This is a genomic window from Roseovarius sp. TE539, assembly GCF_003298505.1.
In the GTDB taxonomy this organism is placed as follows: Bacteria; Pseudomonadota; Alphaproteobacteria; order Rhodobacterales; family Rhodobacteraceae; genus Roseovarius.
The window spans coordinates 1-14,987 of sequence record NZ_QNGB01000009.1 but is presented as its reverse complement, the minus strand read 5'-3'; the positions used below and the strand labels follow the sequence as shown (position 1 = coordinate 14,987).

Annotated in this window: 18 protein-coding genes and 1 pseudogene; 9 read left to right on the top strand and 10 right to left on the bottom strand. The window is 64.6% G+C overall.

Annotated features, from left to right (window positions below; translation table 11 throughout):
* Positions 1–44 precede the first annotated feature (44 nt).
* Complete coding sequence (locus DQW77_RS07800) at positions 45–953, top strand: AraC family transcriptional regulator (RefSeq protein WP_113257649.1); 909 nt, start codon at positions 45–47, stop codon at positions 951–953.
* A gap of 23 nt (positions 954–976) precedes the next feature.
* Here DQW77_RS07800 and DQW77_RS07795 read toward each other — a convergent pair whose 3' ends face one another.
* Positions 977–1,561 carry a flavin reductase family protein gene (locus tag DQW77_RS07795; RefSeq protein WP_113257648.1) on the bottom strand — a complete coding sequence of 195 codons (585 nt, stop codon included), beginning with the start codon at positions 1,559–1,561 and terminating at the stop codon, positions 977–979.
* A 78-nt stretch (positions 1,562–1,639) separates the two neighbouring features.
* Here DQW77_RS07795 and DQW77_RS07790 point away from each other — a divergent pair, with 78 nt between their 5' ends.
* Positions 1,640–2,125 carry a GNAT family N-acetyltransferase gene (locus DQW77_RS07790; RefSeq protein WP_113257647.1) on the top strand — a complete coding sequence of 162 codons (486 nt, stop codon included), beginning with the start codon at positions 1,640–1,642 and terminating at the stop codon, positions 2,123–2,125.
* A 54-nt stretch (positions 2,126–2,179) separates the two neighbouring features.
* Positions 2,180–2,950 (top strand): EcsC family protein, encoded by a 771-nt coding sequence (locus DQW77_RS07785; protein WP_113257690.1) that lies wholly within the window; start codon positions 2,180–2,182, stop codon positions 2,948–2,950.
* A 96-nt stretch (positions 2,951–3,046) separates the two neighbouring features.
* On the opposite strand, the gene DQW77_RS07780 is transcribed toward DQW77_RS07785, so the two are convergent.
* The gene (locus tag DQW77_RS07780; RefSeq protein ID WP_147094944.1) at positions 3,047–3,532 is read right to left on the bottom strand and encodes a hypothetical protein; all 486 of its coding nucleotides are present in this window, start codon (positions 3,530–3,532) and stop codon (positions 3,047–3,049) included.
* Between DQW77_RS07780 and DQW77_RS18020 the strand changes: the two genes are divergently transcribed.
* The gene (locus DQW77_RS18020; RefSeq protein WP_147094943.1) at positions 3,531–3,740 is read left to right on the top strand and encodes a hypothetical protein; all 210 of its coding nucleotides are present in this window, start codon (positions 3,531–3,533) and stop codon (positions 3,738–3,740) included. The two genes, DQW77_RS07780 and DQW77_RS18020, sit on opposite strands and share 2 nt — an antisense overlap.
* Positions 3,741–3,831: 91 nt before the next feature.
* Here the strand turns inward: DQW77_RS18020 and ptsP are convergent, their stop codons facing one another.
* The 4 genes from ptsP to DQW77_RS07760 all read right to left on the bottom strand — a co-directional run bounded on the left by ptsP (position 3,832) and on the right by DQW77_RS07760 (position 8,780).
* Positions 3,832–6,075: a phosphoenolpyruvate--protein phosphotransferase gene (ptsP, locus tag DQW77_RS07775; RefSeq protein WP_113257645.1), complete on the bottom strand. Its 2,244-nt coding sequence runs from the start codon at positions 6,073–6,075 to the stop codon at positions 3,832–3,834.
* Positions 6,076–6,145: 70 nt separating this feature from the next.
* On the bottom strand, positions 6,146–7,384 hold the full coding sequence (locus DQW77_RS07770) for an aspartate kinase (protein WP_113257644.1): 1,239 nt from the start codon (positions 7,382–7,384) through the stop codon (positions 6,146–6,148).
* Between the two features lie 396 nt (positions 7,385–7,780).
* The gene (locus DQW77_RS07765; protein WP_113257643.1) at positions 7,781–8,236 is read right to left on the bottom strand and encodes a DUF1178 family protein; all 456 of its coding nucleotides are present in this window, start codon (positions 8,234–8,236) and stop codon (positions 7,781–7,783) included.
* A 67-nt stretch (positions 8,237–8,303) separates the two neighbouring features.
* Positions 8,304–8,780 carry an NUDIX hydrolase gene (locus tag DQW77_RS07760; protein WP_113257642.1) on the bottom strand — a complete coding sequence of 159 codons (477 nt, stop codon included), beginning with the start codon at positions 8,778–8,780 and terminating at the stop codon, positions 8,304–8,306.
* Positions 8,781–9,142: 362 nt separating this feature from the next.
* Between DQW77_RS07760 and DQW77_RS07755 the strand changes: the two genes are divergently transcribed.
* The 5 genes and pseudogenes from DQW77_RS07755 (at position 9,143) to bfr (ending at position 10,868) form a co-directional block, all read left to right on the top strand.
* Positions 9,143–9,325, top strand: coding sequence for a hypothetical protein (locus DQW77_RS07755; RefSeq protein ID WP_113257641.1), 183 nt, complete (start codon positions 9,143–9,145; stop codon positions 9,323–9,325).
* 110 nt (positions 9,326–9,435) lie between these two features.
* Positions 9,436–9,543: pseudogene (hemP, locus tag DQW77_RS07750) on the top strand (hemin uptake protein HemP); the annotation flags it as partial.
* A gap of 14 nt (positions 9,544–9,557) precedes the next feature.
* Positions 9,558–10,016 carry a hypothetical protein gene (locus DQW77_RS07745; RefSeq protein ID WP_147094942.1) on the top strand — a complete coding sequence of 153 codons (459 nt, stop codon included), beginning with the start codon at positions 9,558–9,560 and terminating at the stop codon, positions 10,014–10,016.
* Between the two features lie 125 nt (positions 10,017–10,141).
* Entirely contained in the window at positions 10,142–10,420 is a 279-nt protein-coding gene (locus DQW77_RS07740; protein ID WP_113257688.1) for a bacterioferritin-associated ferredoxin, read from the top strand.
* The gene (gene bfr / locus DQW77_RS07735; RefSeq protein WP_113257639.1) at positions 10,383–10,868 is read left to right on the top strand and encodes a bacterioferritin; all 486 of its coding nucleotides are present in this window, start codon (positions 10,383–10,385) and stop codon (positions 10,866–10,868) included. The genes DQW77_RS07740 and bfr overlap by 38 nt, the downstream gene beginning before the upstream one ends.
* A gap of 102 nt (positions 10,869–10,970) precedes the next feature.
* Here the strand turns inward: bfr and DQW77_RS07730 are convergent, their stop codons facing one another.
* Genes DQW77_RS07730 through DQW77_RS07715 form a run of 4 tightly spaced genes read right to left on the bottom strand, consistent with a single transcriptional unit; the run spans position 10,971 to position 14,797 of the window.
* Positions 10,971–11,939 (bottom strand): ABC transporter ATP-binding protein, encoded by a 969-nt coding sequence (locus DQW77_RS07730; RefSeq protein WP_113257638.1) that lies wholly within the window; start codon positions 11,937–11,939, stop codon positions 10,971–10,973.
* Positions 11,936–12,901 (bottom strand): ABC transporter ATP-binding protein, encoded by a 966-nt coding sequence (locus DQW77_RS07725; RefSeq protein ID WP_113257637.1) that lies wholly within the window; start codon positions 12,899–12,901, stop codon positions 11,936–11,938. Before DQW77_RS07725 ends, DQW77_RS07730 begins: the two co-directional genes overlap by 4 nt.
* Positions 12,901–13,809 carry an ABC transporter permease gene (locus DQW77_RS07720; protein WP_113257636.1) on the bottom strand — a complete coding sequence of 303 codons (909 nt, stop codon included), beginning with the start codon at positions 13,807–13,809 and terminating at the stop codon, positions 12,901–12,903. Before DQW77_RS07720 ends, DQW77_RS07725 begins: the two co-directional genes overlap by 1 nt.
* Before the next feature lies 1 nt (position 13,810).
* The gene (locus DQW77_RS07715; RefSeq protein WP_258523787.1) at positions 13,811–14,797 is read right to left on the bottom strand and encodes an ABC transporter permease; all 987 of its coding nucleotides are present in this window, start codon (positions 14,795–14,797) and stop codon (positions 13,811–13,813) included.
* Between the last annotated feature and the right edge of the window lie 190 nt (positions 14,798–14,987).

Sequence of the window (14,987 nt, the reverse complement as noted above, 5' to 3'; positions counted from 1 at the left end):
AAACGTGAACGTGCCCTTCAGGCCTGATTGTGACAGGATGCATCATGGCCGCCGACGCTGATCACGACCGCATACTGAGCGAACTGGATATTCACGCCGATCCATTCGCGGTCTGTGCCCTTGAGGGGGCGTGCAGTCTCGGGCTTGGCCGCAGTCCCGGGTCGACACTTCATTACGTACTGGGTGGCCGCGGGCGCATCACCTTTCAGACACTGGCGCCCTTGACGCTCTTGCCCGGGCGGCTGGTTCTGGTGCCGGCAAGCCTCGGGCACAGTCTCATGAACGACGGCGGCGGGCAGATCGGACTGCCGGCCTGCGAGCCCGCCGGGCTGGACCTGGAGCGGCATATCGCGACGGGCACGGGTGACGGCAACATGCTGGTGCTGTGCAGTCACGTGACGCTGGGGATGCGCGATACGCATGGCCTTGTCGACCTGTTGCGCACCCCTCTGTGGATGGATGTGGCGCAATCGGCCACGGCCGCCGGCGCGATGCGCGCGTTGATGGCCGAGATGACCTGCCCGCGCGCGGGCCGTGGTGCGATGATCCGGATATTGCTGTTGCAATGCATGATCGAACTCTTGCGCGACCGCCTGGAGGCGGGCGATCCGGCGGTTCTGTGGCTGCGCGCGCTGGCTGACCCGGGGCTGTGGCAGGCGCTGCGCAGGATGCTGGATGATCCCGGGGCGCCGCATTCACTGGAAAGACTGAGCGAGGTCGCCGGGATGAGCCGGACGCGGTTTGCCGCAAGGTTCCAAGCCGCCTACGGGCATGCGCCCATGGTGTTTCTGCGTCGGCTCAGGCTGGCCCGGGCGGCGCGATTGCTGGCCGAGACGCGCCAGCCTGTCAAGCGCATTGCCGAAAAGGTGGGATTCCGCAGCCGCAGCGCCTTCACCCGCGCCTTTGCCCTGGAATGGGGACAGTCCCCCCGGACGTTTCGCAAGGACGCGTGACCGGACGTGAACGCGGCGCGGTCTCAGTCGTCGGGGCGCGGCAGCGAGAAAACCTCGCGCACGGTTGCATAATCGCGATACCCCAGCCGTGACAGCGGATTGAACCGGGTCACGTCGAACATCCCTTCGACAAGGCAGTCCTCGCGAATGTGCACGCCGGTGACCTCCCCGAAGACAGCAAAGTTGTCCGCGCCCTCAAGCTCCAGTATACGCGTGACGCGGCATTCCATCGATGCCGGCGCCCCCTTTACCCGGGCACAGGCAATGGTGGCGCATTCGGCGTGTTCCAGGCCGGCATGATCGAACTCGTCGACCTCGCGCGGCAGGGTGGCGGAGGTCGCGTTCATGACATGGCGCATCTCGTGAGCCACGACATTGGTGCAGAAGACCCCGGTTTCACGGATGTTTCGCACGCTGTCCTTGTTTCCGTTCGACGCGAACATGACCTGAGGCGGCACATAGGCCACGGCGTTGAAGAAAGAATAGGGCGCGATGTTGTTGACGCCGTCGCTGCCACGCGAGGAGATCCAGCCGATGGGACGGGGCGCGACGATGGCGTTGAACGGGTTGTGCGGCAGGCCGTGGCCATCCTCGGGTCGGTAGAACATCTTGCCTCGCTAAGTGGTTTGTGCCGGACATAACGCCGTGCTAGGCGCAACGCCACCTGAATTCTCGAGGCGTTCCGCTTGTTTGACCTGAAACCCGAAGCCGCTGCCGACTGGTGGGAAGTGGAGGCGCTTTATGATCTTGCCTTCGCGCCGGGGCGCGAGGCGCTTTCTTCCTACCGGCTCCGTGACGGCGTGCCGCCGGTGCCCGGGTTGAGCCTTGTCGCACGCGACGCGGCGGGTATCCTGGCCGGCGCGGTCCGCTACTGGCCGGTGCGGGCCGGGGGGCACGAAGCGCTGTTGCTTGGGCCGGTGGCGGTGCATCCCACCCGCCAGGGCGAGGGACTGGGCGGTTGGTTGATCCGCGAAAGTCTCGACCGGGCTGTCGGCATGGGTTGGGAGCGGGTGCTTCTGGTTGGCGATGCGCCCTATTACGGGCGGTTCGGATTCCGGCGCCTCGAAGGGGTGGAAATGCCTCCTCCCACCAATCCTGCACGGGTTCTGGGTGCCGATCTGGTGCCTGGCGCGTGGTGCGATGTTAAGGGTCGTGTGGAGCCCGGCGCTTGACAACGGTGGGCGGCGTAGTGATCCCTAACAGGGATGCAGCCGGGTGGATCGGGCATGGAAATCATCGAAAAGCAACTGGATGACGCTGATCTGGCGAAGCGGCTCGATGCACTCGCGCTGCGCCATGCGCGGGCCTCGAACGCCGGGATGCGGCTTCTGAACCTGATCGGCGGGCAGACCGAGACGTTGCTTGACCGGTTGCCGCCACCTGCGCGTGCCCGCTTGGGCGAAGCGACGGAGACTGCACTCGCAAACGCGATGGAAGTGGCCCACCGATCCCGCGGCCTGGTGGGCGACAGCCCCGGCTGGATGAGTCGTGCGGCAACCACGGCAATGGGGGCCGCGGGCGGTTTCGGCGGGCTTCCCACGGCTTTGGCAGAACTGCCGATGACCACCACGGTGCTTCTGCGGGCGATTCAGGACGTTGCGGTGGAATACGGATTCGAGCCTCATGAACAAGGAGTCAGGTTCGACTGCGTGCAGGTCTTCGCCGCCGCCGGACCGCTGGAGAACGATGACGGGGCGGATCTGGCGTTCCTGAGCACGAGGATTGCGGTCACAGGTGCAACCGTGCAGGCACTGATTGCACGGGTCGCTCCGCGCCTGGCGACGGTGCTGGGCCAGAAGCTGGCGGCGCAGACGATACCGGTTCTGGGTGCAGCAGCGGGCGCTGCAACGAATTATGCCTATACCAGCTACTATCAACAGATGGCCCACGTGCATTTCGGGCTGCGTCGCCTCGCCATCGACGCGGACCGGGACCATGCGGATCTGGTGATGGAGTTCCGGCGCCTGAGCGCGCTGCGGGCGCCGCGCCGGGGCTGAGCACGTGTTTGACATTCCGAAGATTTTGAAACGCGTTTCTACCTGACACTCGGCACCCCGGACGCGGCGGTCCGGAAGGCAACACGCGGCCCTCTGTCAGGCGGTCTTTCTGTCCTGCCGTCCCGGGGTGAGCGACCTGCGGATGATGCCGGCCAGTTCACGCCGACAGCGGAATTGCAGCGTCTCGGGATCATAGTCCACGATGGCGCTCAGAATGATACCGTTGGTGGCGTCCGATCCAGGGCCGCCGGGCCACAGGATGTGGCGGCGGCGCTGACAGATCAGGATCATCTGTGTCTGCCAGCCCACATCCACCCAACCGCACTTGCGGCTGAGCGCGGGGCCGGTGGCGCCGGGATTGTCCAGAAGCGCACGTAGCGCCCGCTGTTCGAGATCGTTGGGCGGCACTTCGCTGAAAGCGGCGCGCACCCGTTCCTCACGGGTCAGACCAATGACACCGCAGGCCGCCTGAGGGTCATCCCGAGACGGCTTGGGGGGCGCGACATCGGCAGAACGACCGATACGGAACGGAAGCCGAAAGAGCAGAGCAAGAGGGTTGGCGCGCGGGGAGTCTGCGAACATGATGTCACCCCGCCTGCCGGACTTCAATGCGACCCGGCCCGGACGCCCGCCGGCCCGGGGTGCGGCGAATGCCGACAGATTGTGGACGAAAAGCGATGCAACCCATGATGCCGATCCAGTCATTACGTTACGTAAAGTTACGGAATTGAAAAGTTATCCACAAGTAAATATTTTCAAGCCCGCCCTGTTTCCACTTGATAAACAATGATTTGAGGAGGGTTCAGCTGTCTTCTCCACAACAACTTGTGGGACTTTCCGGGTCGGCCACCCTGTCTTGGGTCGTCATCAACGAAAGTTGCTCAAAGCTTGCCGCGCAGGTAATCCATAACCGAAGGACGTACAGATTGATCGCCGCGTTCACGCGCCGTATTGATCACCTCAAGGAGTTCGCCAAGGTCGGTGCGGCGCAGAATCGATTTGACCGGCCCGATCGAGGCCGGGCGCATCGAGAGGGTGCGCAAGCCGATCGCGGCGAGGCAGGCGGCCTCGACCGGGCGGCCGGCATCCTCGCCGCAGAAGGACAGAGGTGTGCCTGTGTTTTCGCACCGCGTCACGATACTCTGAAGGAAGGTCAGGAAGCTGACATTGAGCGTGTCGTAGCGACGGCGCACCAACTCGTTCTCGCGGTCGGCGGCGAAGAAGAACTGCTTGAGGTCGTTGCCGCCGATCGAGAGGAAATCGACCTCGCGATAGAAGCTGTCTGGCGAGAAGGCCAGCGAAGGGGTCTCCAGCATCGCCCCCACTTCCAGTGTCCGGGGGAGGGGATGGCCGAGGATTCGCTCGCGTTCCATCGCCTTGTCCATCTCCGCCCGCGCGGCGGTGAATTCCTCGCGTTGCGCGACGAACGGGAACATCACCGAGAGGGGCCGGCCCGCTGCGGCACGAATGAGCGCCTGAAGCTGCATGCGCATCACGCCGGGCTTGTCCAGCCCGACGCGCACTGCGCGCCACCCAAGCGCCGGGTTGGGTTCCGACACCGCCTTCATGTAGGGCAGAACCTTGTCCGAGCCGATATCGAGGGTTCGGAAGACCACACGCTTGTCGCCGGCCGCGTCCATGACCCGTGCGTAAAGCCCGCTCAGTTCGGCACGTTTGGGCATATGGCTGCGCACGAGGAACTGCAACTCGGTCCGGAAAAGGCCCACTGCCTCGGCGCCCGAACCCTGAAGGCTGGGGAGATCGGCCATCAGCCCGGCGTTCATGTGCATGCAGACATGCACCCCGTCGCGGGTTTCGGCCGGCTTGTCCCGGATCGACGCATAACGCTCCTGTGCCTTGGCCTGCATCGCCATCTTGTCGCGGAAGGCGGCGACGACCGTGTCGTCGGGGCGCAGATGCACCATTCCCTGATCACCATCCACCATGATGTGATCGCCGTTCAGCGCCTCGGTGGTGATGCGGTCGGCATGGATCACCAACGGTATGGCAAGTGCCCGCGCCACGATCGCGGCATGGCTGCCAACGGCGCCTTCCTCGAGAACGATGCCCTTGAGGCTGCGCCCGTAATCCAGCAATTCGCCGGGGCCGATATTGCGCGCAACGAGGATCGGATCGGACGGCATCTCGGCGCCCGTCTCGTTGCCCTGGCCGGTGAGGATGCGCAGCAGCCGGTTGGACAGATCGTCCAGATCGTGCAGGCGGCCGCGCAGGTAGGCATCCGTCACCTGCTCCATCCGGGCCCGCGCGGTGGACTGCTCCTTTTCCACCGCCGCCTCGGCGCTCAGGCCGCGGCTGATATCCTCTTCCATGCGCCGCAACCAGCCCTTGGAATTAGCGAACATGCGGTAGGCTTCGAGCACCTCGAGCTGTTCGGTATCGCCGGTGGCGGCGTTTGACAGCATCCTGTCCACGCCGACACGCAGCTGCTCCACCGCGTCGCGCAGACGGTTGAGTTCGGTATGGGGATCCTCGGCGATCGGATTGGTGACCACGACCCGCGGCTCGTGCAGCCAGACATGGCCCTGCGCGGCGCCCTCCTGCGCCGAGGTGGCACGGATCGCGACCTGTTGCTGGTGCCGCGCCGACATCGCAGCGCCTTCGCCCACGAAGGCGCCAAGTTCGGTCATCTCGGCCAGCACCATGGCGACGACCTCCACGGCATAGACCTCGTCCTCGGAAAAAAGGCGCGCGTCCCGCGATTGCACCACCAGGACACCAAGCTTTTCGCCCAACCGCCGGACCGGCACGCCCAGGAAGGAGGAATAGGCCTCTTCCCCGGTTTCGGGCATGAAGCGGAACCCGCGCTCGGCCGGCGCGTTGTCGGAGTTGATCACCTTGCCGCTGCGTGCCACACGTCCGACAAGGCCCTCGCCGAGGCGCATCCGCGTCTCATGCACCGCCGCGGGGTTGAGACCTTCGGTGGCGCACAGTTCCAGCGTGTCCTCGTCGCGGAACAGGTAGATCGAGCATACCTCGCAGCGCATCTCCTCTGCGATGAGCCGTGTGATCTGGTCAAGGCGCGCCTGCCCCGCGGCGTCCTCGGCCATGACACCGCGAAGTCGGCCCAGCATCTGCCGGCTGTCGGTCTGGAAGTCCTCGGTCATTCTGCGCGCCCTTCCGGGCCTGTGGTCCTGATCGGCGGCGTGCCGCGTCTCCTGGCGGAAAAGAGCGGGCTCAGGCCGTCCTTTCCAGTTCGAAGGCATCATGCAGGGCCTGAACCGCGAGTTCCATGTATTTCCGGTCGATCAGGACGGAAATCTTGATCTCGGAGGTTGCGATGACCTTGATGTTCACCCCTTCGTCCGACAGCGTCCTGAACATCTGTGCCGCCACACCCGATTGGCTGCGCATCCCGATGCCCACCGCCGAGACCTTTGCCACGTCTGTGTCGGCCACGAGATCGTGATAATTGATGTCGCCGCGCACCCTAGCCGCGTCCAGCGCCTTCTCGGCCCGCAGCACCTGGTCGGTGGGGCACGAAAAGGTCATGTCGGTGCGCCCTTCCTCCGAGATGTTCTGCACGATCATGTCCACGTTCACGCCCGCCTCCGACAGGGGGCCGAAGATTGCGGCGGCGATGCCGGGGCGGTCGGCCACGGAGATGAGGGTCATCTTCGCCTCGTCGCGCGAATAGGCGATCCCGTTGACGACATTGGATTCCATGATTTCCTCCTCGGCGCAGACAAGCGTGCCCGCCTCGTCCGACTGTTCCTCGAAACTGCTCAGCACTCGCAATTTCACATTGTACCGCATCGCCAGCTCGACCGACCGCGTCTGCAGGACCTTGGCGCCGAGACTTGCAAGTTCCAGCATCTCCTCGAAAGCGATCCTGTCAAGTTTGCGGGCCTTGGCGGCGATACGCGGATCGGTTGTGTAAACCCCGTCGACATCGGTATAGATATCGCAGCGTTCGGCACCGAATGCCGCGGCGAAGGCCACCGCGGTGGTGTCCGATCCGCCGCGGCCGAGGGTGGTTACACGGCCCTCCGGGCTGATCCCCTGGAATCCGGCAACGACCGCAACGCGCATCCCCTCGTCGAATTTCGCGATGATGTTGCTGGTGGGAATCTCCTCGATCCGGGCGGCGGAATGCGCGCTGGTGGTGCGCACCGGCACCTGCCAGCCCTGCCAGGATCGCGCCGGCACATCCATCTCCTGCAGCGTGAGTGCCATCAGTCCCGCCGTAACCACCTCGCCCGAACTCACCACCGCGTCGTATTCGCGCGCATCGAACAATGGCGACGTCTCGTTCACCCAGCCGACAAGTTCGTTGGTCTTGCCCGACATGGCCGACACGATGACGATCACGTCATACCCCTTGGCGACCTCGACGCCGACTCGCTTGGCGGCGCGGCGGATCCGGTCGAGCGAGGCGACGGAAGTGCCGCCGAATTTCATCACGAGAACGGGCATGCGTTTGTCCTGGCCTTCTGATCGCGCGCGGTTTACGCGCCACCGGACCCGAGGGCAAGAGCCCGCACGCCCTGCCGATTCGTCCGGCGCTTCTTTTGGCCGGAAATATCCCGGGGGGAGTCGCACCCCCGGTGCGACGGGGGGCAGCGCCCCCTTGGCCCGCGTGGCCCCAGGCGCATTGCCCGGCACGTGCGGGAGGTTTGCCCCTGACGGATCACGGCCCGTCCTGTCCGCCCAAGCCGCTCGCGTCACGCCTGCAGAGGATCCTCGGCGGGGTGCAGGACAACGAGTTCGGCCGGGCACGACGATCCGGCGGCTGCCGGCAGATTACCCCAATCGCCACCGGCATGCCCGGCAAAACAGGATTTTCAGGGGCGAATCGCGGCTTCGGACGGATCAGTTGGATTTGCGCTTGGGCATGAAGGGAAGGGGAGCCACCGGCACCCCGTCCTCGACCAGCTTGCGGGCCTCGTCGGCGCGGGCCTCGCCATAGATCGGGCGGGGCGCCGCGCTGCCGTCATGTATCGCGCGGGCACGGGTCGCGAAATCGGCGCCGACGTAATCCGCCGTTGCCTCGATTTTCTGGCGCAGCGCGGCGATGCGGCGTTCGGCGTCAGTCCGGGCGAGCGGGGTTTCGGCGGGCGCCGTTGGCGCTTCCGTTTCTGTCGCGGCGGGCGCGACGTTGCGGCCGGCGTGTACACGAGGGGTCATGAGGGCCTTTTCGACCCCCGTCTTGCCGCAGACGGCACAGGATATCATCCCGGATCTGCGGAGCTTGTCAAAGGCTGCGGTGGATTGGAACCAGCTTTCGAATTCGTGCCCGTCGGCGCATTTGAGGGTGAACTTGATCATCGAGATGTTCCGGTGGGGATTTAACGACAGGTAGGCAGGACGCCGGCGAATTCAAGCCGCGCGGTGGTCACCGACGCAGCAGCGACGGGTCGAACCGGCGAAGGATGTGGGCCAGTTCGGGTTCGTCTATCCGGGCGGCGGCCTTCTTGCGGGTCATCCATTTGCGCTTGCGTTGTCCGGACTCGGGAAATTTCGCCGCCAGCGATTTGACCCGCAGGGGATAGACCATGGCGAGGCACGGAATGCCTTGTTCGGGGCCGAGCATCTTCTGGTAGGCATAAACCCCGATGCAACGCTCGTGAACCTTGCCGCGCACTCCGGCTTCTTCCCACGCCTCGATGGCGGCGCTCTCGGCGGGGCTGCGGCCATCCATCGGCCATCCCTTGGGGATGATCCAGCGTCCCGAACCGCGGCTTGTGATCAGCATGACCTGCGGCTTGTCGCGCACGATGCGATAGCAAAGCGCGGCGAACTGAGTCCGCACGTCGGTCTTTTGCCCCTTGCCGAGGTTCAGAGGCAATTGTCTGGTTCCCTGAAGGGTCATTCCTGCCCGTCCCGTCATGCGGCCTGCTCTGCCACGTGCTCAGGCCATTATAGGCAGAATTGGCGATTCAGTGCCAGTGGTTTCGGGTGAAATGCTTCGACCGGTGGTGTTCGGCGCATGCTTTTCGGGCAGATGTGGTGGCCCCGGGGCGAGATGTCACGCTCCTTGCCGTGAATTCGGCCCGGCCGGGTGCCGCGGCGGCCGTCGACGATGCCGGCACCCGGCCTGCGCGGGGATGACGGCGCCGGTGCGCGGTGAATTGACAAGACAAAGTATTTTTGTCAGAAATTGTCGTCAGACACGCCCAGCCACCCGACTCGGTTCAGCCCGGCATTTCAATATCAGGTGAAAGGAGTGCCGCGATGGTCCTCAAGGATATCACAGGGTGCCGTCAAGCCTGCCCTGCTGCCGTGCCCGCACCGGCGCCAGAGCCCGTGTCGGGTCAGGCCGGGGTGGTGGAGATACTCAACGAGGCCTTTCAGGGCAGAATGGGGGGCGACTGCTGGCTGGAAGCGCTGATCGACCGGCTGGAGGCGCGGCCATGATCCATGCGCGCAAGACAGGAAAGTCAGGGGAAGGCACCTTGCACGACGGCCGGGCGGACGCGCCGGGGATGCAATGCGACTGCACGGACGGGATTGCCGGGCAGGCGCTTGACGCAAGGGTGCTGACAGGAGGCGGACAGACGGCGACGATCGTTCTTGACGGAACCCGCTACGTGCTGCGGATCACGCGCGCCGGCAAGCTTATCCTGACCAAATGAAGCACGAAACTGACATGCGCGGTGGCTTCCCCGTGGCCACGTATGACGATCTTTCGGGACCGGAACAGGCCTTGGTCGCGGTGCTGCGACGCTGGCCGGATGAGGCTCGAGAAGCAGGGAACGGTATCGGCCCGGTGCTCCGGGCATGGATGGCGCCGGCGGCGGCGATGCGCTGCCGTCAGGCCCTGGAGGCCGTTCTTGGCATCCTCGCACGGCATGGCCGGCGCAAGCTGGTCCGGCACCGGCCGAACTGTTCCTGCGTCGGTGCGGACGAGGCGGTTTTCGCGCATCTTGTCATGACGGCCGCGACGGGCGAACGGGAGGATGCGATGCTGATCGGGTCCCTGATGGTCGACGGGCCGCTTCTTCTGCCCCTTGTCGATGCCGCGCGGACGGCCGGGCTTGTGCTCTGCCGCGCCGACCTGGCAGGGCGGCGGGACCGGTCCGGGCATGCCGGTGCGACAGTGCACTGAACCGGTGGCTGTGTCATCTTTGCGCAGTGGCCAATTCTGACAAAAAGGGTCTGGTAAAGTGGATCGAATCGTGGTCATGATCCGGACGTGAAAGTTCCGGGGCGATGGCCCGGGGAGGCGACGAAATGATAATCTGCCATTGCATGTCGATCACCGACCGTGACATCCGCGCCGCCGTGGACTGGATGCGCGCGGCCGATGCCGACACCCTGATCACGCCGGGCAAGATCTATCGCGCCCTCGGCAAGAAGGCCGATTGTGGCGGATGTCTGCCGCTCTTCATTGACACGATGCGCAATTGTGACACTTTCGTGATACCGATGGACACGGGCGGCGAGGGCCGCCGAGGGACACAGGAAGAAGACGATGAAGGGCGACACGAAAGTCATCGAATATCTGAATAAGGCGCTCAGGAGCGAACTGACCGCCGTCAGCCAGTACTGGCTGCACTACCGTCTGCAGGACGACTGGGGCTATGGCCGGATCGCGGCGAAGTCCCGCGAGGAAAGCATCGAGGAGATGCATCACGCCGACAAGCTGATCGAGCGGATCATCTTCCTTGGCGGGCATCCCAACCTTCAGAAACTCGACACGTTGCGGATCGGAGAGACCCTGCGCGAGACGCTGGATGCCGATCTTGCCGCCGAGCACGAGGCGCGCACGCTTTATATCGAGGCGCGGGATCATTGCGAAAGCGTCAAGGATTACGTTTCGAAGGCGCTTTTCGAGGAGCTGATCGCGGACGAGGAGGGCCATATCGACTTCCTCGAGACGCAGATGGACCTGTACGAAAACCTTGGCGCGGAGCACTACGGGTTGCTCAACGCCAGCCCCGCCGACGCGGAAGGTTAGGAACCGGGTGAGGGGCGCGGCCCCTCTTGCCCCGGCAGTGCCGGGGCAATTCACCCCGGAGTATTTCCGGAAAGATGAAGGACGTCGGCGCGCCGAGACGCGTCATTCGGCGAAATGGCAGGCGGCCCGGGTGCCGCCGGGAAGTTCGCGCAGCTCGGGGCGTTCGGAGCGGCAGCGCGACTGGGCCATGTGACAGCGCGGCGCGAAGGGGCAGCCGGGTGGCATGTTGACAGGATCGGGCAGTTCGCCCGGTTCGCGCGGATTGTCGAAGGACCCGCCCTCGAGCTTGGGAATCGCGTCCAGCAGAAGCTGCGTGTAGGGATGGCGGGGGGCCGCGAAAATTTCTTCGGCGGTGGCCAGTTCCATGATCCGGCCCAGATACATCACCGCGACCCGGGTGCCGAAATGTTCCACCACTGACAGGTCGTGAGTAATGAAGAGATAGGTGAGCCCGCGATCGGCCTGCAGGTCCGTCATCAGGTTGAGGATCTGCGCCTGTATCGAGACATCGAGCGCAGAAATGGGTTCGTCCGCGACAATGAAGGCCGGGTTGGTGACAAGCGCCCGGGCGATGGCGATGCGCTGACGCTGACCACCGGAAAATTCGTGCGGCAGTTTGCGCTGCCAGCTCTGGTCGCAGCCGGTGGCGTCGAGCACCGCCTCGACCTGCGCCCGGACGTCGGCGGCGGATTTTTCGGGCATGAGGTGGCGGATCGGCTCGGCCAGCGTCTCGAAGACGTTGCGGCGCGGGTTGAGCGATGCATAGGGGTTCTGGAACACCATCTGCATGTCACGGCGCACGGGTTTGCGCGCCGCATCGTCCATGGTGTCGATGCGCTGCCCGTTGAAATGGATCTCGCCCGCGGACGGGTCCAGCAGGCCCATGATGGCGCGGCCAAGCGTTGTCTTGCCGCAGCCCGACTCGCCCACCACGCAGAAGCTCTCGCCCGGCTGGATGGCGACATCAACGGTGTTGAGCGCGTGCAGAACGGGTTTTTCGCGGGACAGGAAATGCGTGGGAAGCGGGAAACGCATCTCGAGTCCGCGGGTCTCGACGATGGGGTCGGTCATGAGGCGGCCTCGGTCTGGTCGAGGGGGTGGAAGCAGGCATGGCCATGCTCCAGCGGCGGGATCCGCGACCTGCATTCGGCGGTGGCGCGGTCACAGCGGGGGTGGTAGGCGCAGCCTGTCGGCAGGGCCGTGATCGGCGGCATCGAGCCGGGAATCTGGTAGAGCCGCGCGCCACGCCCGGCGAATTGCGGCAGAGCCTTCAGAAGACCGGCGGTGTAGGGGTGGCGGGGTGCCCGGATGATGCCCCGGGTGGAACCGGTTTCAACGCAGAGCCCGGCATACATGATCATGATCCTCTCGGTCACCTCGGCCACGACGCCGAGATCGTGAGTGATCAGGATCAACGCCACGTCGTTGTCACGGCAGAGCTTGAGGATCAGCGCCATGATCTCGGCCTGGATCGTCACGTCGAGGGCCGTGGTGGGTTCGTCGGCGATGATGACCTCGGGGTCGGTGAGAAGGGCGATGGCGATGACCACACGCTGACGCAGCCCGCCTGAAAGCTCGTGCGGGTAGGCGTCAAGCCGGCTTTCGGCCGAGGGGATCGCCACCTGCTTGAGTTTCTCGACGCAGAGGCGGTGCGCCTGGGCGTCGGTGATGCGCCTGTGGGCCTTGAGGGTCTCGACCATCTGTGTGCCGATGGTGAGCACCGGGTTGAGGGTGACCATCGGATCCTGGAAAATCATCGAGATGCGGTTGCCGCGGATGCCGCGGATGTCGCGTTCGCTGAGGTCCAGCAGATTCTCGCCGTGGAATTCGATCCGCCCCTGCGAGACGCGGCCGGGTTCGGCGATGAGGTTGAGGATCGCGAAAGCCAGCATCGACTTGCCGGCGCCGCTTTCACCCACCACGCCAAGCCGTTCGCCCTTCTCGAGCGTGAGGTTGACGCCGCGCAGCGCCTCGACCTCGGACTTGCCACGCGGGAAAGCCACGTGCAGGTCGCTTACATCGAGCATCGCCATCAGTCTTCCCCTCGCCGCAGTTTCGGGTTCAGCACGTCGCGCAGCCAGTCTCCCATGAGGTTGAGCGCCAGGATCAGCACCACCAGGACGATCGCCGGGTAGAGGGTGATCCACCACGATCCCGAGAATATGAACTCGAACCCCGAGCGGATCAGCGAGCCCAGAGAGGGGCGGTCCACCGGCATTCCGAGGCCGAGGAAGCTGAGCGATGCCTCGATCATGATCGCCTCGGCGACCTGTATGGTGGAGATCACCAGGACCGGTGTCAGCGTGTTGGGCAGGATATGGCCCCACATGATCTTGCGCGCCGGAAGGCCGATGACGCGGGCGGCATCGACATATTCCTTCTTCTTCTCGCCGAGGACGGAGGAGCGTACCGTGCGGGCGAATTTCGGCCATTCCGCGATGCCGATCACGAGGATCAGCATTATGATCGCGTAATCGGCATAGACATTGGCATCGAAGGCCGCCTGAAAGAGCGCCAGCGCGATGATCGCCATCATCAGGGTCGAGAGCGAAAGCTGGATGTCGGCAAGCCGCATCAGGAAACTGTCGATCCAGCCGCCCTTGTAACCCGCCACCAGGCCCAGGGTGATCCCCAGAACCCCCTGGACGACCACCGCACCGAGGCCGATCAGAAGCGATATGCCGGTGCCGTACATGATGGTGCTGAGCACCCCGCGGCCCTGTGCGTCGGTCCCCAGCGGGAAGCGGTCATCGCCGCCGGGTTTCCAGGACGGGGGCATTTCGCTGTCCATGATCGACAGCTGCATCAGGTCATAGGGGTTCTGCGGTGCGAGAAGCGGCGCGAGGACCGCCATGAGCAACAGAACCAGAAGCACCAGACCGGCCCCGATGGCGACCGGATCGGACAGGAAGCGTTTGACGAAGGCGGAAAAGGAAATCATGTCAGCCCTTGGCCCCCGGAAGTTTCACCATCGGATTGATGAGCGTATAGACGAAATCCACGATGGTGTTCACGATCACGAAGATCAGCCCCACGACGATGATGTAGGCGATGATCAGGGGGGTATCGACGCGGTTGACCGCCTCAAGGAACAAGAACCCCATGCCGGGCCACTGGAACACCGTTTCGGTCAGGATCGTGTAGGCGATGAGCGTTCCGATCATCAGTCCGCCCACCGTGACCACCGGAAGGAGAGTGTTGCGGAACGCATGCACGTAGCGCACACGGCGCTGACTGAGCCCCTTGGCGCGGGCGAAACGCACGTAGTCGGTGCCCATGGCCTCCATCATCTCGGCCCGGATGAGGCGGATGAAGAGCGGCAGCATGATCGAGCTGAGCGTGATCGAGGGCAGGATCAGGTGGCTGAGCCCGTCAAGGGTGAGAAAGCCGGTTTCCCAGCCCCAGGGCAGCTCCAGAGTGTCTCCGCGTCCGAAGGCGGGAAGCCAGCCCAGCTCAACCCCGAAAAGCCAGACCGCGCCGATCGCGGTCAGGAATACCGGGATCGAGATCCCGATGATGGAGCCTGTCATGATGATCCGGGTGATCCACGAATCCCGGTTGATGGCGCAGTAGATCCCGGCCGGGATAGACAGCGACAGGAAGATCGTCACCGCGCCGATCACGAGTTCGAAGGTGGCGGGGAACTTGTCCATGATCACGTCGAGGGCGGGGCGCTTGAAAAAGTAGGATGTGCCCAGATCGCCCTGCACCGCATTGCCGAGGAAACGGACGTATTGCACGAGGAAGGGATCGTTGAGGCCCATCTCCTCGCGCAGGGCATCGCGTTCCTCTTCCGAGACGGACTGACCCACCAGTTCGCGCAACGGATCGCCGAGATTGTCCTGGATCGAGAAGCCGATCAGCGAGATGACGAACATCACGATCACGGCCTGAAGGCTCCGGCGGATGAGGAATGCGAGAATGTGCATGGTCGGGACTTCAAACTTTCTTGCGCCGGGGATTAAGGGCCTGCCACTCGTCCGCCCTTGCGGGCGGCCTCGTTTCAATCCTCGTGTCCTGCCGTTGCGCAACGGCGTGGCGGAGACGCTCGGGAGTGGCGGGGGGGGCCCGAGGGTGGCGCCCCGACCGCGGCGTGATCACGGAAGAAACGAGAAACAA